Origin of the sequence: Stutzerimonas sp. Brlt_14 (assembly GCF_051948915.1) — a bacterium.
GTDB classification, from domain to species: domain Bacteria; phylum Pseudomonadota; class Gammaproteobacteria; order Pseudomonadales; family Pseudomonadaceae; genus Stutzerimonas; species Stutzerimonas stutzeri.
Map to the genome: position 1 here is coordinate 120,207 of NZ_JAYJLM010000001.1, position 20,067 is coordinate 140,273.

Annotated in this window: 20 protein-coding genes; 10 read left to right on the forward strand and 10 right to left on the reverse strand. The window is 64.6% G+C overall.

Annotated features, from left to right (window positions below):
- The first annotated feature begins 17 nt into the window (after positions 1–17).
- The gene (locus VF716_RS00575) at positions 18–1,376 is read left to right on the forward strand and encodes a sensor histidine kinase (protein WP_045158364.1); all 1,359 of its coding nucleotides are present in this window, start codon (positions 18–20) and stop codon (positions 1,374–1,376) included.
- Here VF716_RS00575 and VF716_RS00580 read toward each other — a convergent pair.
- Together VF716_RS00580 and VF716_RS00585 are read right to left on the reverse strand one after the other, a co-directional pair.
- Entirely contained in the window at positions 1,370–1,933 is a 564-nt protein-coding gene (locus tag VF716_RS00580; RefSeq protein ID WP_011913569.1) for an NAD(P)H nitroreductase, read from the reverse strand. The genes VF716_RS00575 and VF716_RS00580 overlap by 7 nt on opposite strands.
- Positions 1,934–2,024: 91 nt before the next feature.
- Positions 2,025–2,396, reverse strand: coding sequence for a YkgJ family cysteine cluster protein (locus VF716_RS00585; protein ID WP_011913570.1), 372 nt, complete (start codon positions 2,394–2,396; stop codon positions 2,025–2,027).
- 189 nt (positions 2,397–2,585) lie between these two features.
- Between VF716_RS00585 and VF716_RS00590 the strand changes: the two genes are divergently transcribed.
- Entirely contained in the window at positions 2,586–4,037 is a 1,452-nt protein-coding gene (locus tag VF716_RS00590) for a TrkH family potassium uptake protein (protein ID WP_014596988.1), read from the forward strand.
- On the opposite strand, the gene VF716_RS00595 is transcribed toward VF716_RS00590, so the two are convergent.
- A complete protein-coding gene (locus VF716_RS00595; RefSeq protein WP_019406101.1) occupies positions 4,038–4,970 on the reverse strand; it encodes a DUF808 domain-containing protein in 933 nt (310 codons plus the stop codon). It abuts the gene before it with no gap.
- A 66-nt stretch (positions 4,971–5,036) separates the two neighbouring features.
- Positions 5,037–6,050 carry an AraC family transcriptional regulator gene (locus VF716_RS00600; RefSeq protein WP_011913573.1) on the reverse strand — a complete coding sequence of 338 codons (1,014 nt, stop codon included), beginning with the start codon at positions 6,048–6,050 and terminating at the stop codon, positions 5,037–5,039.
- 120 nt (positions 6,051–6,170) lie between these two features.
- Here VF716_RS00600 and VF716_RS00605 point away from each other — a divergent pair, with 120 nt between their 5' ends.
- The 4 genes from VF716_RS00605 (at position 6,171) to VF716_RS00620 (ending at position 9,966) form a co-directional block, all read left to right on the forward strand.
- The gene (locus tag VF716_RS00605; RefSeq protein WP_011913574.1) at positions 6,171–6,488 is read left to right on the forward strand and encodes an Mpo1-like protein; all 318 of its coding nucleotides are present in this window, start codon (positions 6,171–6,173) and stop codon (positions 6,486–6,488) included.
- A gap of 260 nt (positions 6,489–6,748) precedes the next feature.
- The gene (locus VF716_RS00610) at positions 6,749–8,137 is read left to right on the forward strand and encodes an adenylate/guanylate cyclase domain-containing protein (protein ID WP_011913575.1); all 1,389 of its coding nucleotides are present in this window, start codon (positions 6,749–6,751) and stop codon (positions 8,135–8,137) included.
- Between the two features lie 71 nt (positions 8,138–8,208).
- The gene (locus tag VF716_RS00615) at positions 8,209–8,967 is read left to right on the forward strand and encodes an AraC family transcriptional regulator (protein ID WP_017245236.1); all 759 of its coding nucleotides are present in this window, start codon (positions 8,209–8,211) and stop codon (positions 8,965–8,967) included.
- A gap of 123 nt (positions 8,968–9,090) precedes the next feature.
- A complete protein-coding gene (locus VF716_RS00620; protein ID WP_013983072.1) occupies positions 9,091–9,966 on the forward strand; it encodes a DMT family transporter in 876 nt (291 codons plus the stop codon).
- 24 nt (positions 9,967–9,990) lie between these two features.
- Here VF716_RS00620 and VF716_RS00625 read toward each other — a convergent pair whose 3' ends face one another.
- Positions 9,991–10,272 (reverse strand): SelT/SelW/SelH family protein, encoded by a 282-nt coding sequence (locus VF716_RS00625; protein WP_011913578.1) that lies wholly within the window; start codon positions 10,270–10,272, stop codon positions 9,991–9,993.
- 71 nt (positions 10,273–10,343) lie between these two features.
- Here VF716_RS00625 and VF716_RS00630 point away from each other — a divergent pair, with 71 nt between their 5' ends.
- Positions 10,344–12,530 (forward strand): patatin-like phospholipase family protein, encoded by a 2,187-nt coding sequence (locus tag VF716_RS00630; RefSeq protein ID WP_017245237.1) that lies wholly within the window; start codon positions 10,344–10,346, stop codon positions 12,528–12,530.
- Here the strand turns inward: VF716_RS00630 and VF716_RS00635 are convergent.
- Together VF716_RS00635 and recQ are read right to left on the reverse strand one after the other, a co-directional pair.
- On the reverse strand, positions 12,527–12,958 hold the full coding sequence (locus tag VF716_RS00635) for a MarR family transcriptional regulator (protein ID WP_013983076.1): 432 nt from the start codon (positions 12,956–12,958) through the stop codon (positions 12,527–12,529). The two genes, VF716_RS00630 and VF716_RS00635, sit on opposite strands and share 4 nt — an antisense overlap.
- A gap of 180 nt (positions 12,959–13,138) precedes the next feature.
- Positions 13,139–15,262: a DNA helicase RecQ gene (gene recQ, locus VF716_RS00640; protein ID WP_011913581.1), complete on the reverse strand. Its 2,124-nt coding sequence runs from the start codon at positions 15,260–15,262 to the stop codon at positions 13,139–13,141.
- Between the two features lie 169 nt (positions 15,263–15,431).
- Between recQ and VF716_RS00645 the strand changes: the two genes are divergently transcribed.
- Positions 15,432–16,019: a UPF0149 family protein gene (locus VF716_RS00645; protein WP_011913582.1), complete on the forward strand. Its 588-nt coding sequence runs from the start codon at positions 15,432–15,434 to the stop codon at positions 16,017–16,019.
- A 185-nt stretch (positions 16,020–16,204) separates the two neighbouring features.
- Positions 16,205–16,624, forward strand: a complete 420-nt coding sequence (locus tag VF716_RS00650; protein WP_011913583.1) for a YbaN family protein — start codon at positions 16,205–16,207, stop codon at positions 16,622–16,624.
- Positions 16,625–16,670: 46 nt separating this feature from the next.
- Here the strand turns inward: VF716_RS00650 and VF716_RS00655 are convergent, their stop codons facing one another.
- Positions 16,671–17,249, reverse strand: coding sequence for a tRNA-uridine aminocarboxypropyltransferase (locus VF716_RS00655; RefSeq protein WP_011913584.1), 579 nt, complete (start codon positions 17,247–17,249; stop codon positions 16,671–16,673).
- 87 nt (positions 17,250–17,336) lie between these two features.
- Here VF716_RS00655 and VF716_RS00660 point away from each other — a divergent pair, with 87 nt between their 5' ends.
- On the forward strand, positions 17,337–18,008 hold the full coding sequence (locus VF716_RS00660) for a glutathione S-transferase (RefSeq protein WP_045158368.1): 672 nt from the start codon (positions 17,337–17,339) through the stop codon (positions 18,006–18,008).
- 6 nt (positions 18,009–18,014) lie between these two features.
- Here VF716_RS00660 and VF716_RS00665 read toward each other — a convergent pair whose 3' ends face one another.
- Positions 18,015–18,140, reverse strand: a complete 126-nt coding sequence (locus VF716_RS00665) for a PA1414 family protein (protein WP_011913586.1) — start codon at positions 18,138–18,140, stop codon at positions 18,015–18,017.
- Between the two features lie 197 nt (positions 18,141–18,337).
- Positions 18,338–20,059: a bifunctional isocitrate dehydrogenase kinase/phosphatase gene (aceK, locus tag VF716_RS00670; RefSeq protein WP_048328885.1), complete on the reverse strand. Its 1,722-nt coding sequence runs from the start codon at positions 20,057–20,059 to the stop codon at positions 18,338–18,340.
- Positions 20,060–20,067 lie beyond the last annotated feature (8 nt).

Consider the following 20,067-nt stretch of genomic DNA (forward strand, 5'->3'; position numbering starts at 1 on the left):
TGCCGTGGAGAGACCCGGTGCGATCACTGTTCTGGCGCATACTCGCAACCTTCTGGCTGGCCATTGCCCTGGTCGCCGGCCTGGCGATGCTGCTCGGCCATGCACTGAACCAGGATGCCTGGATTCTCGGTCGGCATCCCGCCTTGCAGGGCCTGGCCGAGACCTGGACCGAAGTCTACGAGCGCCAGGGCCCGCTGGCCGCTCAGCGGCTGCTCGAACAGCACCGCCATCGTGCACGGGTCGATGTACAGGTCCTGGCGGAAAACGGCCAGCCGATCATCCGCGGTACCTTCCCCGCCCGCGCTGCCGCCTTCGAGGCGCGCCATCAGGATCGCGAGCGTCCACTGCCCTGGCGACGCCTGACCGCCGACTACACCAGCCCGACCACCGGCGAAACCTACCTGTTCATCTACCGTATTCCGCATCCCGAACTGCAGGCCTGGCACCGCGGCAGCCTGGCCTGGCCGCTGAGTGCGCTGGGCATCGCTCTGGTGGTGCTGACCGGCTTCAGCCTGCTGCTGACGCTCTCCATCACCCGACCGCTGGATCGCCTGCGCCGTGCCGTGCACGACCTCGGCCGGACGACCTATCAGCAGCAGTCGCTGGCGCGCCTGGCGACCCGCCGCGACGAGCTCGGCGTGCTGGCCAGCGATTTCAATCGCATGGGTGCGCGCTTGCAGGCACTGATCGGCAGCCAGCGACAGTTGCTGCGCGACGTGTCCCACGAATTGCGCTCGCCGCTGGCGCGACTGCGCATTGCCCTGGGCCTGGCCGAGCGCGCCACGCCCAGCGAACGCGAGGTGATCTGGCCACGGCTGGCCAAGGAATGCGACCGCCTGGAGGCGTTGATCAGCGAGATTCTGGAACTCTCGCGGCTGGATGCCGAGCCCGGCGCGGCAATCGACGTCGATCTGCCCGATATGTTCGAACAGCTGAAGGACAACGCCCGTATCGTCGCCCCCACGCAACGTATCGACAGTCGCGTCGAACCCGGCATCCGCTACACGGGCTGGCCGGATATGCTCGAGCGTGCGCTGGACAATCTGCTGCGCAATGCCCTGCGCTTCAATCCAGAAGGGGTGCCGGTGGAGCTGCGCGCCCAGCGCGACGGCCAGGACCTGGTGATCAGCGTTCGCGACCATGGCCCCGGCGTGGCCGACGAGCACTTGCCCCAGCTCAGCGAGCCTTTCTTCCGAGCCCCGGGCCAGACCGCGGCCGGGCATGGCCTGGGGCTGGCCATCGCCCGACGCGCCGCCGAGCGCCACGGCGGCCAGCTGCAACTGGCCAATCACCCCGACGGCGGCTTCGTCGCCCGCCTGCGTCTGCCGCTGGCCGGCCCGGCGAGCAGAACCTCAGACGATCTGGCGTCTCACTGAGCGTTCCAACGCTGGACGAAGTCCTTGGGCTCCAGAACCGGCGCGCTGCGTACGCGGCCTTCCGGCGTACCCATATAGAGAAAGCCCAGCAGGCGCTCCTGCTCGGTCAACCCGAGGCCCTCGAGCACCCGCGGATCGTAGGAAAACTCCCCGGTGCGCCACACCGCTCCGATGCCCTGGGCATGCGCCGCGAGCAGCAGGCCATGAGCCGCGCAGCCGGCAGCCAGCAGCTGCTCGCCCTCGGGCACCTTCGGATGCGGCTTCACGCTGGCGATCACCAGTACCAGCATCGGTGCGCGCAGTGGCATGTTGCGTGCCTTCTGCAGCGCCTCCTCGGCGGCACCGGCATCCCGCTCACACAGGGCCGCGGCGAACAGCTCGCCAAGCTTGTGGCGGGCATCGCCTTCGATGATGAGGAAGCGCCACGGGTGTAGCTGACCATGATCCGGAGCGCGCAGCCCGGCACGGAACATCAAGTCGAGTTGATCGGCAGTGGGGGCCGGCTCGCACAGGCGAGTGACCGAAACGCGATTGAGCAGCAGATCCAGAGCGTCCATCCATTACCTCCTAAGGCGGTCGGACATTCTAGAGGCTGTTGCCGCCTTATCGCGAGTGATGGCTGGCCGACAGCCCAGCCGATGCCCCGGCTCAGGCTACCCGATCCGGCGACAGATGGGGCTGCAGCGGCGGCACCAGCGGCGGCAGGCCATGGGCGGCACGGGCGGCATCGCAGTGCGGGTTGTGCTCGCCATTCTCCCAGGAGGCCTCGAACTCGCGACAGGTGCTCGAACGCTGCTCGTACATGCTGCAACGCACGCCGCAGCCCACGTCTCCCAGCAGACCGACGCAGCGTGCCGGCTTGCTGTCGGTGCCGAGCATGGCGACATGGAACGGCGACACCTGAACGGTCAGATGGTCCGGCACTGCACCACCCGCCGATACGCATTCGCCAAAATAGAAGGACACACGAAAGTACGCGCAGCAGGCGCCGCACGTGAGGCAGGGATTGTCGATGGACATGGCAGGTGAACACCCAGAGACCGGAATGGGCCGGCGCCCGGGCGGCTATTCTATTCATGCCGATGGGCTTGGGAAGGGGCCGGGGCCACGCCGCGAAAACATTTTTCAATGAACCGCCGAGCGGTTTACTGCCACCGCGACGCGAGTAGAATGTCGGCCCCTCTTTCACCCGTGCCGAGCACCTTCTACATGGCCCTGCCGACCCTGCGCATCATCGGTTTCATCCTCGGCATTTTCCTCATCACCCTTGCCGTCAGCATGATCATCCCGATGCTGACACTGCTGGCCTACGAGCGCACCGACGACCTGCAGGCCTTCATCTGGGGCAGCCTGATCACCTTCTCCTGCGGCTTCGCCCTGGTCGCCCCGGGCAAGCCGGCCAATACCCACCTGCGCCCGCGCGACATGTACTTCCTGACGACCATCAGCTGGGTGGTGGTCTGCTGCTTCGCCGCGCTGCCGCTGATGCTGATCCAGCACATCAGCTATTCGGATGCCTTCTTCGAGACCATGTCGGGCATCACCACCACCGGCGCGACGGTACTCTCGGGCCTGGACAGCGCCTCCCCCGGCCTGCTGATGTGGCGGTCACTGCTGCACTGGCTGGGCGGCATCGGCTTCATCGGCATGGCCATCGCGATCCTGCCGCTGCTGCGCGTCGGCGGCATGCGGCTGTTCCAGACCGAATCCTCGGACTGGTCGGAAAAGGTCATGCCGCGCTCGCACGTGGCCGGGCAGTATCTGCTGGTGATCTACGTGACCTTCACCATCGCGGCCTTCATCGCCTTTCTGCTGACCGGCATGGGCGCCTTCGACGCCATCAACCATGCCATGTCCACCGTCGCCACCGGCGGCTTCTCCACCTCGGACGCCTCGATGGGCAAGTTCGGCCCCTCGGCCCACTGGGTCGCGGTGTTCTTCATGATCGTCGGCAGCCTGCCGTTCACGCTGTACGTGATGACCCTGCGCGGCCACCGCACTGCGCTGTTCAGGGATCAGCAGGTGCGTGGCTTCGTGCTCATGCTGGCCATCACCAGCGTGCTGTTCAGCGGCTGGTACTGGCTAAACAACGATGTACCGGCGCTGGATGCACTGCGCATCGTCACTTTCAGCGTGGTATCGGTGGTCACCACAACCGGCTTCGCGGTGGACGACTACACCCAGTGGGGCGGCTTCGCGGTCATGGCGTTCTTCTACCTGACCTTTATCGGCGGCTGCTCGGGCTCGACCTCAGGCGGCCTGAAGATGTTCCGCTTCCAGGTGGCCTATTCGCTGCTGCGCGCCAACTTCAAGCAGCTGATCCATCCCCGCGCGGTGATCCGTCAGCAGTACAACGGCCACAACCTCGACGAGGAAATCGTCCGTTCGATCCTCACCTTCTCGTTCTTCATCACGATGACCATCGGTGTGCTGGCGCTGTGTCTGGCACTGCTGGGCCTGGACCCGATCACCGCACTGACCGGCGCGGCGACCGCCGTGTGCAACGTCGGCCCCGGGCTGGGCGAGATCATCGGGCCGGCCGGCAACTTCTCCACATTGCCGGACACCGCCAAGTGGCTGCTGTCGATCGGCATGCTGCTCGGCCGCCTGGAAATCATCACCGTGCTGGTGCTACTGACCCCGGCCTTCTGGCGTCACTGATCAGGCCGCGGCGCCGGAGCCGCGCTTGAACAAGCGGCCACCCAGCGTCACCAGCCCCAGCACGACAGCGCCGACGAGGATGCCGAATGCGGCATCCAGCAGGGTCGGCAGCAACCCGCCCAGTACCGCACCGACGTAAGGCAGCCCAAGTGCTTCGTGGGCGCTGGTCTCGATGAAATGATGCAGTGCGCGGATGCCATGAGTAAGGATGCCGCCGCCCACCATGAACATCGCCGCGGTACCGATGACCGACAGCGATTTCATCAGCCAGGGCGCTACCCGCAGGATGCCCCGCCCCGTTGAACTGGCCAGGCCACTGGCCCGCTTGCTCAAGGCGAGACCCAGGTCATCGAGCTTCACGATCGCCGCCACCAGGCCATAGACGCCCACCGTCATCAGAATCGCGATGCCGACCAGGACCGTCACCTGCTGGTTGAACGAAGCCGCCGCTACCGTACCCAGGGTGATCGCAATGATCTCTGCGGAAAGGATGAAGTCGGTGCGCACCGCGCCGGCGATCTTGCGTTTCTCGAACGCCACCATGTCCACCGCTGGGTCGGCCAGCGCTCTCGCCGTCTCGGCATGTTCGCCGTCTTCCTTGTGCAGGAAGCGATGCGCCAGCTTCTCGAATCCCTCGTAGCAGAGAAACGCCCCGCCGAGCATCAGCAGCGGCGTGATTGCCCAAGGGGCGAAGGCGCTGATCAACAATGCCGCCGGCACCAGGATCGCCTTGTTGCGCAGCGACCCTTTGGCCACAGCCCAGACCACTGGCAGCTCGCGGTCAGCCTTCACGCCGGTCACCTGTTGGGCGTTGAGGGCGAGGTCGTCGCCCAGCACCCCGGCGGTTTTCTTCGCCGCGACCTTTGTCATGACCGACACATCGTCGAGCACGGTCGCAATATCATCGATCAGCGCAAGCAGGCTGCTGGCCAATTTCGTTCTCCATCGTGTTGATGTGCAGAGCGCCTTAGCTAAGGCTTCGGCTACGGATACAGGTTCCTAGCGCCGCGCGCGAGCGGCCAGGCGGTATTCTCCAGGCGTCACGCCGAACCAGCGCTTGAAGGCCCGATAGAAATTGCTCGGATCGGCGAAGCCGAGCAAGTAGGCGATTTCCAGCGGCGCCAGGTCAGGTTGCGCAAGATACTGCTCTGCCAGGTCGCGTCGCGTGTCGTCCAGCAACTGCTGGAAGCTGCCGCCCTCCTCCTGCAGGCGCCGCTGCAGCGTTCTTTCCGACAGGCACAGGGCCTGGGCGACCGCCTCGCGCCGGGGTTCGCCTTGCGGCAACAGACGGCACAGGATCTGTCGCGCACGGTGCATCACCCGGCTATCGGCGAAGCGCGACAGGTATTCCCCGGCGAAGCGGTCATGCAGTTGCGCCAGCGCCTCGTTGGCGGTCGGCAGCGGCGTGTTCACATCGGCCTCGCGGAACAGCAGGGCATAGCGCGGCGCGCCGAAGCGCAGCGGCGCCTGGAACAGCTGACGATAGGGTTCGAGATCGGCCGGCTGCGGCCCCTGAAAGCAGACCTCCAGCGGCCGCAGCGCGTCTCCGGTCAACCAGCGGCAGAAGGTCAGGCAACCGGCAAGCGAGCCTTCCGCGCTCTGCGGCGCAGGTGGCAGACGGTCGCCCTGAATGGTCAGGCTCAACCGATAGCCCTGGGCGCATGGCTGAAAGTCGAGATCGGCACCCTCGGCGATGATTCGCTGATAGCGCACCAGACGGGCGAAGCCCTCTTTCAGATTCCGACTGGACATCAGCGCGTAGCCCACCACATTCAGCGCCGCAGGTCGTACCTGCCGCGCCATGTTCAGGCCGACTGCCGGGTCGCCGGAAACCGCCACGGCGCGATGCCAGAGCCGGGTCATGTCGTCCTGCGCGAAACGCGCGTCGGGGTCCTGCAGTGCCGCATAGTCCAACCCGAGCTCGGCGAACAGCGTACGGCAATCGAGCCCGGCCGACTCCAGCGCCTGGACGATTCCCTGTGCCCAGCTCGAGGATGTGGTGCGTTCAGTCATGTTGTTGTTCTTCGAATGGTCGGGCGGCTGCGCACAAGGCTACTAAACTGGCCGTGATTGTCACTGACTCGCAAGATTCGCGCTCACTAAGCTGTCGGCGACAATAACAGGAGGTACGCCATGAGTACGCAAACCGCCGAACGCTTCACCCGCTTTGCCGATTTCTATCCGTTCTACCTGGCCGAGCACAGCAACCCGACCTGTCGCCGTCTGCATTTCGTTGGGAGCCTGCTGGTCCTGGCGATTCTCGGCTACGCCCTGATCAGCCAGCAGTGGCTGTGGCTGCTGGCGATGCCTGTGGCCGGTTACGGTTTCGCCTGGGTCGGCCATTTCGTCTTCGAGAAAAATCGTCCCGCGACCTTTCAGTATCCGCTGTACAGCCTTCTCGGCGACTGGGTCATGTTCAAGGACATGCTGACCGGCCGCGTCCGCTTCTGAGTGCGACGCCAGCAGCATATCCGACCAGCGTATGCGCACTTTCGACGCTCTGGTTTGGCGATGCGGCGCGGCTTGGTTATGATCTGTGGGCTGTCGCCCGGACCGGTCATCGCCGAGCTGGCTCCGCGACGGCGAGACTGAAACCCGCGCGATTCGGTCGGAGCCACCATCATCGATGCCTGGCGCCGATCCCGCCCGGTGGCAGTCTGCAAGGCGCATAGAAAAAGGCGTCGATAAATCTACCAGGGATCGTACGCATAATGACTTCCACCAGGGTTGAGCGCCGCAATGGCCTCGCCACTCGCCCGTTGCGCGAGTACTACTCCCGCGTGCTCGCCTATCTGATCTGCGCCGCGACCATTGCCGCTGGTACCTACATCCAGTACTTCTCGATGGACCTGCTGTGGATGGTGCCGTACGCCCTGCTCTATCCGCACCTGGCCTATCACCTGAGCTACCGCTTCAAGCGCGATCATCCGGAACGCACGGCACAGGTCCTGCTCTGCCTGGACGCCATGAACGCCGGTGCCGGCATCCTGTTGCTCGGCTTCTCCATCGTACCCAGCCTGATGTTCCTGCTGACCCTCAGCTTCAGCGCCCTGGTGAGCGGCAGCCTGCGCAACCTGGCCATGGCGCTGCTCTGCGTGGGCATCGGCATCGGCCTGGCATACCCCGTGGTGAGTCTGCATTACCAGGGCGTCACCCCGCCGCTGGTCTCGCTGGTCAGCATTCTGTTCACAACATTCTATGTCTGCGCCACCGCCTATTTCGTTCACCAGCAAGGCGTGCGCCTGGCGCTGGCGCGCAAGGAAATCGAACTGGAACAGGCCAAGGCCGCGCGCCTGGCCCGCAACCTGGCCAAGTATCTGTCGCCACAGGTCTGGGAATCGATCTTCACCGGCAAGCGCAGCGTTCGCCTGGAAACCCAGCGCAAGCGGCTGACGGTGTTCTTCTCCGACATCAAGGGCTTCACCGAGCTCTCCGAAGAGCTGGAAGCAGAAGCCCTGACCGACCTGCTCAACAACTACCTCAATGAAATGTCGAAGATCGCCCTCAAGTACGGCGGCACCATCGACAAGTTCGTCGGCGACTGCGTAATGGTGTTCTTCGGCGACCCGTCCAGCCAGGGCGCCAAGAAAGACGCGGTGGCGGCCGTTTCCATGGCCATTGCCATGCGCAAGCACATGAAGGTACTGCGCCAGCAATGGCGCGCGCGGGGCATCACCCGCCCGCTGGAAATCCGCATGGGCGTCAACACCGGCTACTGCACGGTGGGCAACTTCGGTGCCGACACCCGCATGGACTACACCATCATCGGCCGCGAAGTGAACCTGGCCAGCCGCCTGGAAAGCGCGGCCGAGGCCAGCGAGATCCTGGTCTCTCACGAAACCTATTCGCTGGTAAAGGACGTGATCATGTGCCGCGACAAGGGGCAGATCGCGGTCAAGGGTTTCTCCCGTCCGGTACAGATCTACCAGGTGGTGGACTTCCGCCGCGACCTGGGCGCGACCAATAGCTTCGTCGAGCACGAGCTGCCAGGGTTCTCCATGTACCTGGACACCAACGGCGTGCAGAACTTCGACAAGGAGCGGGTAATCCAGGCGCTGCAACAGGCCGCCGAGAAACTCCGCGACAAGGTCATCCTCTGATTTACTGATTGGCGGGCTGGCAGCGTGCGGTTACCGTGTCCGGTCCGCAGAGCCCGCTTTCGAGATCGCCGATGCTATCGCTGCGCAACTACCAGCACGACCTCATTGCCCACAGCCACGACCACCCGCAACTGGTGTTCGGCCTGAGTGGCCAGCTGGAGTTCGAGATCGCCGGACGCGGCAGCCGGATCGGCGAACGCGGCCTGGCAATCGTCCCTGCAGCCGTGCATCACGCCTGTGCCAGTGTGACCGGCAGCCATTGCCTGGTGCTGGATGTGCCGTCCGAAGGCTGGCTGCGCCAGCGCCTGGGCCACCACTGCGAAAGCAGCCTGCGGTTGCTGGACCGCCCGGACACGCTGCGTCTCGGCCCGACCCAGCAGAGCCTGGTGAGCTGGCTGGCGAGCAGCCCGATCAACGATTCGGTGATCGCCGAGCAGGGTGCCGTCCTGCTGCTGGCCAGCCTCAACGGCGTACATGGCGCCCCGTCCGACTCTACCGCATTGCCGCTGGCCGCCATCGACAGCTTCATTGACCAGCATCTCGCCCACCCGCTGCAGGTCGCCGATCTGGCACGCATCGCCGGTCTGTCCGTGGCACGGCTGCACGCGCGTTTTCTAGGCGAGACTGGCTGCACGCCCATGGAGTACATTCGCCGGCGCCGCCTGCAACAGGGCGAGGCGCTGCTGCACGACACCCGCCTGCCGGTTGGCGAGATCGCCGCGCGCGTCGGTTATGGCTCGCAAAGCGCCTTCACCGCCGCCCTGGTGCGCGCCCGAGGCTGCACGCCGCGCGCGCTGCGGCGAGAGTTGCGCGACAAAATCGATGATTGACGCGACAGACACCCGCTCGCCCGCGGCCTAGCATGGCCACTGATTCGTCAAGGTTCAGCTCGCCATGATCAGCTCGCTTCATATTCGCTGCGTAACGCGCGGCTCACGCCGGTTCCTCACACCATGACGCCGCGCAACGCCCTGCTGGCGATCCATCTCGGCGCGCTGATGTTTGGCCTGTCCGGCGTGCTCGGGAAACTGGCCGAGAGCTCGGCGCTGGTCATCACCTTTGGCCGTGCGCTGTTCGCCGTGCTTGCCCTGCTGTTGGTGGCACAGCTGCTGCGCCCCAGCGGCGCGCTGCCCAGCTGGCGTCAGCGTGCCGGTCTGGCGCTGGGAGGGCTGTTGCTCGGCGCGCATTGGCTGACCTTTTTCATTGCGGTGAAGATCGCCGGTGTCGGCATCGCCACCCTGGGTTTCGCCAGCTTCCCCGCGTTCACCGTCCTGCTCGAAGGCCTGCTGTTCCGCGAGCGCACCCGCGCCGTGGAGTTCGCCATGGTTGGCCTCGTCACCGCGGGCCTGCTGCTGGTCGCACCCACCTTCGATCTCGGCAACGGCCCGACTACCGGACTGCTCTATGGCGTGCTCTCGGGTTTGCTGTTCGCGCTGCTGTCGCTGCTCAATCGCGCCGTCACCCGTGGCCTCGATCCGGTGCGATCGGCGCTGTGGCAGAACCTGGCGATCTTCGCCGGCCTGCTGCCCTTCTGCGGAGCGGCGATCCCGACCATCCCGGCGCAGGACTGGCTCTGGCTCGCCCTGCTGGGAGTGCTCTGCACCGGGCTTGCGCACAGCCTGTTCGTTGCCAGCCTGCGGGTACTGAAAGCGCGAACCACCTCGGTGATCTTCGCTCTGGAGCCCGTCTACGGCATCGCCTTCGCCTGGTGGCTGTTCAACGAGCAGCCAACGCTGCGCATGCTGATCGGTGGCGCCTTGATCATCATCGCGAGCGTGATCACCAGCCGCCTGAAGAGCCCGGCGCCCACGCCCCAGCCAGTGAGCTGAACCTACGCGATCGCCCGGCCCGGTTCAGCGGTCGTTGTGCCCCAGCGACCGCTGCGGGTCGATCCGGTCGCGCACTCGCTGCTTGAGTTCCTTCGCCTCGGGGAAGCCGCCGTCGCGCTTGCGCTCCCAGATCTGCTCGCCGTCGCAGCTGATGTGGAAGGTCCCGCCGGTCGCGGGCACCAGGGACACCCGCCCCAGGTCGTCGGCAAAGGTCGAAAGCAGCTCCTGAGCCAGCCAGGCGGCGCGCAGCAGCCATTGGCACTGGGTGCAATAGGTGATGATAATTTCAGGCTTGGCAGGACTCATGCGCGGCGCCTCCGGCTGGTTGAGTGCCGCCTATAATAGCCGCCTCTCCCGTGCATACCTCTGGTTCGACCATGTTTCGCCTGCTCGCTTTCCTGCTCCTCGTTGTCTGCCTGCCAGCTGCCTTTGCCGAAACGGCCCAACCCAGGACCGGCCTGGTGCTGTCCGGCGGCGCCGCGCGCGGGCTGGCCCATGTCGGGGTGCTGAAAGCCCTGGAGGAACAGGGCGTGCGCATCGACGCCATCGCCGGCACCAGCATGGGCGCAGTGGTCGGCGGGCTCTACGCGGCGGGCTATAGCGTGGCCGAGCTGGAGCGACTGGCGCTCACCCTCGACTGGCAGCAGGTGCTGTCCGACGACCCGCCGCGCCAGGACATTCCCTACCGGCGCAAGCAGGACGACCGCGACTTTCTCATCAAGCAAAAGCTCAGCTTTCGCGACGACGGCAGCCTCGGCCTGCCACTGGGCGTGATCCAAGGCCAGAACCTCGCACTGCTGCTCGAACGCCTGCTGGTGCATGCCAGCGACACCCGCGATTTCGACCAGCTGCCGATTCCGTTCCGCGCCGTGGCCACCGACATCGCCAATGACGAAAAGGTGGTCTTCCGCCGCGGCCACCTGCCCCAGGTGATCCGCGCGAGCATGTCGATCCCCGCGGTGTTCGCGCCGGTGGAGATCGATGACCGGCTGCTCGTCGACGGCGGCATGGTGGACAACATCCCCATGGATGTGGCGCGTGACATGGGCGTCGACCGTTTGATCGTGGTGGATATCGGTACTCCGCTCAAACCGCGCAAGGAGCTGGTGACCGTGGTCGATGTGCTCAACCAGACCACTACCATGATGACCCGGCGTAATTCCGAAGCGCAGCTGGCCACGCTGCAGCCGCAGGACGTGCTGATCCAGCCGCCGCTGGCCGCCTATGGCTCTACCGACTTCGCCCGCGCCGAGCAGTTGGTCGATGCCGGCTATCGTGCGACGCTCGCGCTGCAAGGACGACTGGCCGAAATGCGCACGACGACTGGCGGTAATCCGGCATTGAGCCTCGCGCGCTCCGGCGACCCGCGCACACCGGTCATCACCGCGATCCGGGTGGAAAACGACTCCAAGGTCGGCGATGCGGTGATCCGGCGGCATATCCGCCAGCCGCTGGGCGAGCCGTTGGACCTGGAGCGCCTGCAAAAGGACATGGGCACGCTCTACGGCCTGGATTACTTCGAGCGGGTCGAATATCGCGTCCAGCGCGGAAAACTCGGCAACACCCTGGTCATCAACGCACGCGAGAAGCGCAGCGGAACCGACTACCTGCGCCTGGGGCTGAGCCTTTCCGATGATTTTCAGGGCGACAGCGTGTTCAACCTGGGCGCCAGCTACCGTAAGAACGGCATCAACCAGCTCGGCGCCGAATGGCTGACCCGTCTGCAGCTGGGGGATCGCCAGGAGCTCTATAGCGAGTTCTACCAGCCGCTGGACGCCGGTTCGCGCTGGTTCGCCGCACCGAACCTGTTCATCGAGGCGCAGAACGTCGAGGCCATTCTCGACAACGACCCGATCGCCGAATACCGCCTGCAGCGCTACGGCTACGGTCTCAATCTCGGCCGGCAGATCGCCAATAACGGCGAGATCCGCTTCGGTATCGGCCAGGCCTGGGGGGAAGCGGACGTGCGGATCGGCGAGCGCGATCTGCCGGACTTCAGCTTCACCGAAGGCTATTACGAGATGCAGTATTCGTTCGATACGCTGGACAATATCGACTTTCCCCGCGAGGGCGAGGATATCCGTCTGACCTTGCGTCAATACGACCCGAGCCTCAGCTCCGACCAGCGCTATCGACAGTGGAACATCAAGCTGGACAAGGCGCTCAGCCATGGTGCCAACACCTGGGTGCTGGGCGGTCTCTACGGTCGCACCCTGGACGACGCCGAGGTGGTCACCTCGAGCTTCCTGCTCGGTGGCGCGCGCCAGCTATCGGGCTTTCGTCAGGACGCGCTGTCGGGGCAGAACGTCAGTCTCGGGCGTGTGGTGTATTACCGCCGGGTGACGCCGCGCGCCTTCCAGCCGCTGGACTTTCCGCTCTATCTCGGCGGATCGCTCGAGCGCGGCCGGGCCTGGAACAACGACAACGCCTTCGACAGCGGCTACATCAACGCCGCGAGCATCTTCCTCGGCTACGACACGCCGTTGGGCCCACTGAACTTCGGTTACGGCATCAACGACGAGGACGAGCAGGCGCTTTACATGAATCTGGGACGCAGCTTCTAGCGCTTGTCCAGATTGGCGAGGATGCGCGCGTGCACCTGCTGGCACTTGCGCAGGTCCTCTTCGTCGATCCCGGCAAAGGCCTCCTGGCGGACCTGCGTCGAAATCGCCTCGATTTTCTCGATCAGCGGCAGCGCCGGAGCCCCGAGGGAAATGCGCTTGGCACGGCGATCCTCGGCCGATGCCTTGCGATGTACCAGCCCCTGCGCCTCGAGGCTGTCGAGCAGGCGTGCCAGCGTGGGGCCTTCCACCGCGACGCTTTGCGCCAGCTCGCGCTGGGTGGGTTCGTGATCGAAACGGGCCAGGTGCAGAAGCACCAGCCAGCGTGCCTGAGACAGGCCCAGATCGGCCAGGCGCCGATCCAGTTCCGCGCGCCAGCCACGCGAGAGTTGCGCCAACTGCATGGCGAAGCGATGTTGCTCGGCGTACATGTACGACCATTCCTGCAAAAACTAATTATTAGTGAGCTAACCACAGCTCCGATGGCCAGGCAAGACGACCTTCGGTTGCTGATAGGCGTGCCAAAGGCGCAATGATGGCAGAGGGACAGTCGGGCTGGGCTCGAAGGCCGCAGCGCTGGCCGCGTAGGCGGGCGCTGCCGATGCACCCCGTTACAATTCGAACTCGGCCTGCAGCGCAGCGCGCACGCAATAGAGCACCTGCTCCGGGACCCGTCCGGCGAACAGCGGTGCCACATCCCCCACCGGAGGCAGCTCGCCCTCGCCGTCGAGAAAGGCTTCTTGAATCTCGCCAAGCAGGTCTTCCGGCAGGTCGAGCGCCTGCTCCAGGCTCAGCTGCTGCTTGCCGATGGCCTCGGCGAGCAGCGTGTAGACGTTCTTCTCGCTGCAATCGAGCTGGCGCGCGATCTGCGCCGGCGTCATGCCGGCGCGGGCCAGGGTCACGAGTTCATGACGTAGGTCAGCCGGCGACCTGACCACCTCGACTGTACCCTGCAAGACCTCGAGAAAGGCCTGGCCGTAGCGCTCCAGCTTGCGCGCGCCGACGCCGCTGATGCGCGCCATGTCCGCGAGCGACGCCGGCTGGCTGCGCAGCATTTCCAGCAGGGTGGCGTCCGGAAAGATCACATAGGGCGGCACGCTGTGCTCTTCGGCCAGCTTGCGCCGCAGCGTACGCAACGCCTCCCAGGTCTCGCGCTCCTCGCTGCGCACCAATTGGCTGGCGGCACTGGATGCCGGTTTCGGCGCTTTGCTGGATAGATCCCGGCGCAGCTCGAGGGTGACTTCACCACGCAGCAGCGGGCGGCAGCTATCGCTCAACCGCAAGCCGCCAAAGCCTTCGAGATCGACATCGGCCAAACCGCGGGCGACCAGCTGGCGGAACAGCGAGCGCCATTCACCCTCGGACAACGCCTTGCCGACGCCGAACACTGACAGATGCTGATGGCCGAGGCCGCGTACCTTGTCGTTGTCGCGTCCCAGCAAGACATCCACCAGATGCCCGACGCCATAGCGCTGACCACTGCGATAGATGGCTGAAAGCGCTTGGCGAGCGGGCTCGGTGGCGTCCCAGGTCTGCACCCCGTCGACGCAGTTGTCGCAATGGCCGCAAGGCCTGGGCAGCTCTTCGTCGAAGTACGCCAGCAACGCCTGGCGTCGGCAACGGGTTTCCTCGCAGAGCGCCAGCATTGCATCGAGCTTGTGCTGCTCGACCCGCTTGTGCCGCTCATCACCCTCGGAATTGTTGAGCATCTGCTTGAGGAAGATTACATCTTGCAGGCCATAGGCCATCCAGGCGTCGGCCGGTAGCCCGTCACGCCCTGCCCGACCGGTTTCCTGATAGTAGGCCTCCAGCGACTTGGGCAGGTCGAGGTGGGCGACGAAACGCACGTTGGGCTTGTCGATGCCCATGCCGAAGGCAATGGTCGCCACCATGATCAGCCCTTCCTCGTTGAGAAAGCGCTTCTGGTGATAGGCGCGCAGCTCATTGGGCAAGCCCGCGTGATAAGGCAGCGCCGGAAAGCCCTGTTCGGTGAGGAAGGCGGCCAGATCATCGACCTTTTTGCGCGACATGCAGTAGACGATGCCGGCGTCGCCGCGGCGCTCGGCGAGAAAGCCCAGCAGCTGCTTGCGTGGCTGTTCCTTGGGCACGATGCGATAGAAGATGTTCGGCCGGTCGAAGCTGGAGAGGAACCGCTCGGCATTTTCCAGATGCAGGCGCTGAACGATTTCCTCGCGGGTGCGCTTGTCCGCCGTGGCGGTCAGGGCGATCCGCGGAACGTTGGGAAACAGCTCGGCGAGCTGGCCCAGCTGCATGTACTCAGGACGGAAATCATGGCCCCACTGGGACACGCAATGCGCTTCGTCGATGGCGAACAGGGCGATCTCGAGCCGCTGCAGGAAGGCCAGCATGCGTGGCTGGACCAGGCGTTCGGGCGCCAGGTAGAGCATCTTGATCTCGCCGCGACGGATACGCTCGGCGATGTCGCGCTGCTCGTCCGTGCTCAACGTCGAGTTGAGGGCGACGGCCGAGACGCCTAGCTCATCGAGCGTGGCGACCTGATCGTCCATCAGCGCGATGAGCGGCGAAACCACCACCGCCAGCCCCTCGCGCAAGAGCGCCGGAACCTGATAGCAGAGCGACTTGCCGCCGCCGGTCGGCATCAATACCAGCGCATCGCCGCCACTGCCCACACGCTCGATGATCGCGCCCTGGTTGCCGCGAAAGGCGTCGTAGCCAAATACGTCTTTGAGGATGCGCTGTGCCTGGTCGAGCATGCCGGTCTCCGAAACAAGGCGCGCAGTATACGCGAGCGCATCACCGAGTTCAGGACCGCTGCGCCATTGCCGGATCGGCTGCACGCAGGCGGCGGACGAGGCGCGAGTAGCCTGGACACCGCGCCTCGTCTAGAATCCGGGTTGTCTTCCCACCCCAAGGTAGTTCCCGATGTCATTCGCCGAGCAACTCGCCCGCCTGCAAGTCTTCCTGGATGCAGATGATCTGCATGAGGAAGCACTGGATTACATCGCCGCCCATGGCTACCTGACAGCGCTGTGCATCTGTTCGGAACAGGTACCCGAGCGCGAGTGGATCGATGCATTGTTTTCCGAACCGCCGAAATACAAGGACGACACGGAACGCGAGGCCATCGAGGCCACGCTGGTCCAGCTCAAGGCCCATATCGCTCGCCAGCTGGCCAGCGACGAGGACATGGAACTGCCGTGCGAACTGGACCTCGGAGAAGACCCGGACGAGTCCGACCTGCGCGGCTGGTGCATCGGCTTCATGGAAGGCGTATTCATGCGCGAAGCAGTCTGGTTCGAAGACTCCGAGGAGGAGGTCAGCGAGCTGTTGCTGCCGATCATGGTCGGCTCGGGGCTGTTCGACGAACAGCCGGAATTTGCCGATATCGCCGACAATCCCGATCTGGTGGATGAAATGGTGGCGCAGATTCCGGAGTTGCTGACAGCGCTATACCTGATCTGCCATGCACCGGAAGAAAAACCCGCCCTGCTCAAGCCGCGCCGCCACTGATCGCGGCTCGATGCCGGACGCAGGCGACGGCGGCAGGCTGCGAAGCCTAACCGCCGCTCTCTGCCAGGAGGAGCCGTCCATGTCCCAGCCCTCAGGCCTTCGGCTTCTGCACCGCCCGGGTCCGGATAGCACCCGGGTGTCGTTCCCCATTCGTGGCGGTCTGCAAGGCAGCAGCGAGTAGCGCCATGGCCCATCGCGACATTCGGCAGCACCGCAATCCGGTCATCCGCATGACATTGCTCACGGTAGGCTGGCTCGCCGTGGCGCTGGGCGTGATCGGCATCTTCCTGCCCGTGCTGCCAACCACTCCCTTCCTGCTGCTGGCCGCCGCCTGCTTTGTGCGCAGCTCGCGGCGGTTCTACGGCTGGCTGGTCGATCACCCGCATCTCGGGCCATGGTTTCGCGATTACCTCGAAGGCAACGGCATCCCACTCAAGGGTAAGGTCTACGCCATTGCAACGATGTGGATCAGCATCAGCGTCTCCTGCTGGCTGGTCCCGTTTGTCTGGGCACGCGTCGGTATGCTGCTGAGCGCGACACTGGTGACGCTGTACATCCTCAGGCAGAAAACCCTGGCGGTCGCCAAGCAGCCCGAGCCGCGCTGAACGCCCAGCCTATCTGCAGGCTGGAGCCTGTCCCGCCAGAACTCTATCAACCACCGTGATTGCGCCGGTAGACATCCGCCCCCATCGCGTCGATCTGCCCTTCGATCAGTGCCTCGAACGGTCGCAGAAGGTCATCGTACCGCTCGGGCGCCTCGAGGGTGTTCAAGGCGGCGACGATGGCCTCGATGGTGGACAACGCACCGGGCATAGGTGCCTTGCGCAACCGATAGCGCGAAGATAGCCCCTCCGGTAGCGCGACCCGCGGTAGCGCTGCGAGCCAGGGATTGAGGTGCAGGAGCTTGCGCGCCTTGCGCCAGGTGCCGTCCGGCACGATCAGGCGCACCGGCAAGTCATCGTGGGCGACGACTGACAGCGGCACGGCGTCCTCGCCCGGAAAGAGCAGATAGGTCCGCACAGCATCAGCGACCTCATCGAAGCGCTCGCCGATCTGCAACTGCGCGCTGCGCAAGCCCAACGCCGCCAGGCGCGCAGTATTCAGTGCATGGCTCGCTTCGCTGAGGTGCTGCAGGATGACGATCTGCGTACGGCTTCCCAGAGACGGAATCAATGCGCACAGGCAGTGCAGCGACGGGCGGTGGCAGCGGGAGCAGCGTGGTCGGGACATGGTTCACCTCGGCCGCGAAGTCTGCCAGATCGGGCAGTGCTCTGCCGAACGGCTATGCTTGCCCCGACCCGCTACCGAGGAGCCCGCATGATCACCGTCCACCACCTGAACCATTCCCGCTCGCACCGCGTGCTCTGGATGCTGGAGGAACTGGAGCTGCTGTACGAGTTGAAGCGCTACGAGCGCGATCCGAAAACAATGCTCGCTCCGCCGGAACTGAAAGCCGTTCACCCGTTGGGCAAATCCCCGGTTATCACTGACGGTGACCTGACCCTGGCAGAGTCGGCTGCGATTCTCGAATACCTGCTGGAGCGCTACGCCAACGGTCGGCTGATGCCGGCCCAGGGAAGCGCCGACTACCGACGGTTTCGCTACTGGATGCATTACGCGGAAGGGTCGGCCATGCCGCCGCTTCTGCTGAAGCTGGTGTTCGACCGGGTCGCCAGCGGGCCGATGCCGTTCTTCATCAAGCCGGTAGCCCGTGCCATCGCCGACGGCGCGCACAAGGCGTTCATCGGTCCTCAACTGAAGACACATCTGGACTATATGGAAGCGGAGCTGGAGAAATCCCCCTGGTTCGCAGGAGACAGCTTCAGCGCGGCGGATATTCAGATGAGCTTTCCGCTCGAGGCGGCACGCTCGAGAGCGGGGCTGGACCAGAGCCGCCCGCGCCTGCTGGACTTTCTCGAACGCATACAGCAGCGGCCCGCCTATCAACGAGCCGTCGAACGCGGCGGACCGGCCCTGCCCACCGCGTGACGCGGCTCAGCGTTGGGCGCGACGCTCCTGCTCGCGGCGGGCGCGTACGGGGATGGGTTGCATACGAGGCGGTTCGATCAAGCCAAGAGCGACCGCCAGCTTCCAATACATTTCATTGAGCCATGCTTTCATGGTCATACCCTCCTGCTAGATAACGGGCTACATCGGAGCCATGCGGCCTACGTGGACAGCATAATCCAAGTTCCGGCCTGGTGCTCGCACGCAATGTGGCCATACGTTGCTGCACGGGCGCCGCTTTGTTACGGCGCTTTACATCTGCGACCGAGTGGGCACCTGGGCGTTCCACCGACTTCGCGAACGGCACTGCGTCAGTTGCGGTCGGCCTTGCGCCGATAGGGGAAGACGTCGATCACCTTGCCCTGGCGGATGGCATCCTGCAGCCCTTTCCAGTAATCGGCGTCGTAGAGCTCCCCGTGCAGGCTGGCAAAGAGTCGACGCTGGCCGAGATCGGCAAACAGAAAGCGCGGAAACTCCTCGGGAAAGACGTCATTCGGCCCCACCGAATACCAGGGCTCGGACGCCATTTCGTCCTCCGGGTAGCGCGGCGGCGGTATGTGGCGGAAATTCACCTCGGTGAGAAAGCTAATCTCGTCGTAATCGTAGAACACCACTCGACCATGGCGGGTGACGCCGAAGTTCTTCAGCAGCATGTCGCCGGGAAATATATTGGCTGCCGCCAGCTGCTTGATCGCCAGGCCGTAGTCTTCCAGCGCCTCGCGTACCTGCTGTTCACTGGCGTTTTCCAGATAGAGGTTCAGTGGCGTCATGCGCCGCTCGGTCCAGCAATGCCGCACCAGCACGGTGTCGCCCTGCACCTCCACCGTCGATGGGGCGACTTCCAGCAGTTCGGCCAGGCATTCAGGCTCGAACTTGGCTTTGGGGAAACGGAAGTCCGCGAACTCCTGGGTATCGGCCATACGCCCTACCCGATCGACGCTTTTCACCAGCCGGTACTTCTCGATCACGTTGGCGCGGTTGACGCTCTTGATCGGCGAGAAGCGATCCTTGATCAGTTTGAACACCGTGTTGAAGCCGGGCAGCGTGAACACCGTCATCACCATGCCGCGTACCCCAGGCGCCATGACGAAACGGTCATCGGTATTGGCCAGGTGGTCGATCAGTGCGCGGTAGAACTCGGACTTGCCATGCTTGTAGAAGCCGATCGAGCTGTACAGCTCGGCGATGTGCTTGCTGGGCAGGATGCGCTTGAGAAAGCCGACGAACTCGGCAGGGATCGGCACCTCGACCATGAAGTAGGAACGAGTGAAGGAAAAGATGATCGACACCTCCGCCTCGTCCGTGATCAGCGCATCGGCCACGATGCCCTGACCATCGCGATGCAACAGCGGAATCGCCAATGGCCACTGCTCGTCGCAGGTGAAGATGCGCCCGATCAGATACGCGCCCTTGTTGCGATAGAGCACCGACACGAACACCTCGACGGTCAGCTCGGGGTCCTTGCAGACCCAGTCAGGCAGCGTCTCGCAGAGCTGCGTCTGCAACCGTTGAAGATCACCCGGCAGATCGCAGTACGGCACCGAGAACGCATAGTCGCGCAGGATCTGCTCCAGCATCCCGCGCAGATCACCGTTCGGGCGGTAGCGACGCGTCTGCGCCAGCCGCTCATGAGCACGCACCGCAGGCCGGGTGGTATGGATGAACATGGTGCCGTCGCTGATGCAGTCGTGGCTGAACAGCCCGCAGAAGATCGAATTGTACCAGGTTTCCGACAGTTCATCGTCGAAGCGCGGGTTGATCAGCTCGATGTAGGCACTCTTGATCTGCGGCCAGGCCTCGACCTGGAGCAGGTCGGCATGATCGAAGCTGGCCAGCAAACGGCGCCGGGTTTCCCCCACCTTCTCCTCGTAGAGACTGATCCGCGCTGCGGAGGCGCGCTGGGCTTCCTGCCACTGCGCCTGCTCGAAGCGCGCCCGCGCGCCTTCGGTGATCAGACGGAAATGCTCTCGATAATCGTCGAAGCCGAGGAGAATCTGCCGCGCGATTTCCGCGGCCAGTTCGTGCTGCACCATGATGCACC

Coding starts and splice junctions, on each gene's coding strand:
- VF716_RS00580 (WP_011913569.1), bottom strand. CDS start 1,933: ATGGACGCTCTGGATCTGCTGCTCAATCGCGTTTCGGTCACTCGCCTG.
- VF716_RS00585 (WP_011913570.1), bottom strand. CDS start 2,396: ATGTCCATCGACAATCCCTGCCTCACGTGCGGCGCCTGCTGCGCGTAC.
- VF716_RS00590 (WP_014596988.1), top strand. CDS start 2,586: ATGGCCCTGCCGACCCTGCGCATCATCGGTTTCATCCTCGGCATTTTC.
- VF716_RS00600 (WP_011913573.1), bottom strand. CDS start 6,050: ATGACTGAACGCACCACATCCTCGAGCTGGGCACAGGGAATCGTCCAG.
- VF716_RS00605 (WP_011913574.1), top strand. CDS start 6,171: ATGAGTACGCAAACCGCCGAACGCTTCACCCGCTTTGCCGATTTCTAT.
- VF716_RS00610 (WP_011913575.1), top strand. CDS start 6,749: ATGACTTCCACCAGGGTTGAGCGCCGCAATGGCCTCGCCACTCGCCCG.
- VF716_RS00615 (WP_017245236.1), top strand. CDS start 8,209: ATGCTATCGCTGCGCAACTACCAGCACGACCTCATTGCCCACAGCCAC.
- VF716_RS00620 (WP_013983072.1), top strand. CDS start 9,091: ATGACGCCGCGCAACGCCCTGCTGGCGATCCATCTCGGCGCGCTGATG.
- VF716_RS00625 (WP_011913578.1), bottom strand. CDS start 10,272: ATGAGTCCTGCCAAGCCTGAAATTATCATCACCTATTGCACCCAGTGC.
- VF716_RS00630 (WP_017245237.1), top strand. CDS start 10,344: ATGTTTCGCCTGCTCGCTTTCCTGCTCCTCGTTGTCTGCCTGCCAGCT.
- VF716_RS00635 (WP_013983076.1), bottom strand. CDS start 12,958: ATGTACGCCGAGCAACATCGCTTCGCCATGCAGTTGGCGCAACTCTCG.
- recQ (WP_011913581.1), bottom strand. CDS start 15,262: ATGCTCGACCAGGCACAGCGCATCCTCAAAGACGTATTTGGCTACGAC.
- VF716_RS00645 (WP_011913582.1), top strand. CDS start 15,432: ATGTCATTCGCCGAGCAACTCGCCCGCCTGCAAGTCTTCCTGGATGCA.
- VF716_RS00650 (WP_011913583.1), top strand. CDS start 16,205: ATGGCCCATCGCGACATTCGGCAGCACCGCAATCCGGTCATCCGCATG.
- VF716_RS00655 (WP_011913584.1), bottom strand. CDS start 17,249: ATGTCCCGACCACGCTGCTCCCGCTGCCACCGCCCGTCGCTGCACTGC.
- VF716_RS00660 (WP_045158368.1), top strand. CDS start 17,337: ATGATCACCGTCCACCACCTGAACCATTCCCGCTCGCACCGCGTGCTC.
- VF716_RS00665 (WP_011913586.1), bottom strand. CDS start 18,140: ATGAAAGCATGGCTCAATGAAATGTATTGGAAGCTGGCGGTCGCTCTT.
- aceK (WP_048328885.1), bottom strand. CDS start 20,059: ATGGTGCAGCACGAACTGGCCGCGGAAATCGCGCGGCAGATTCTCCTC.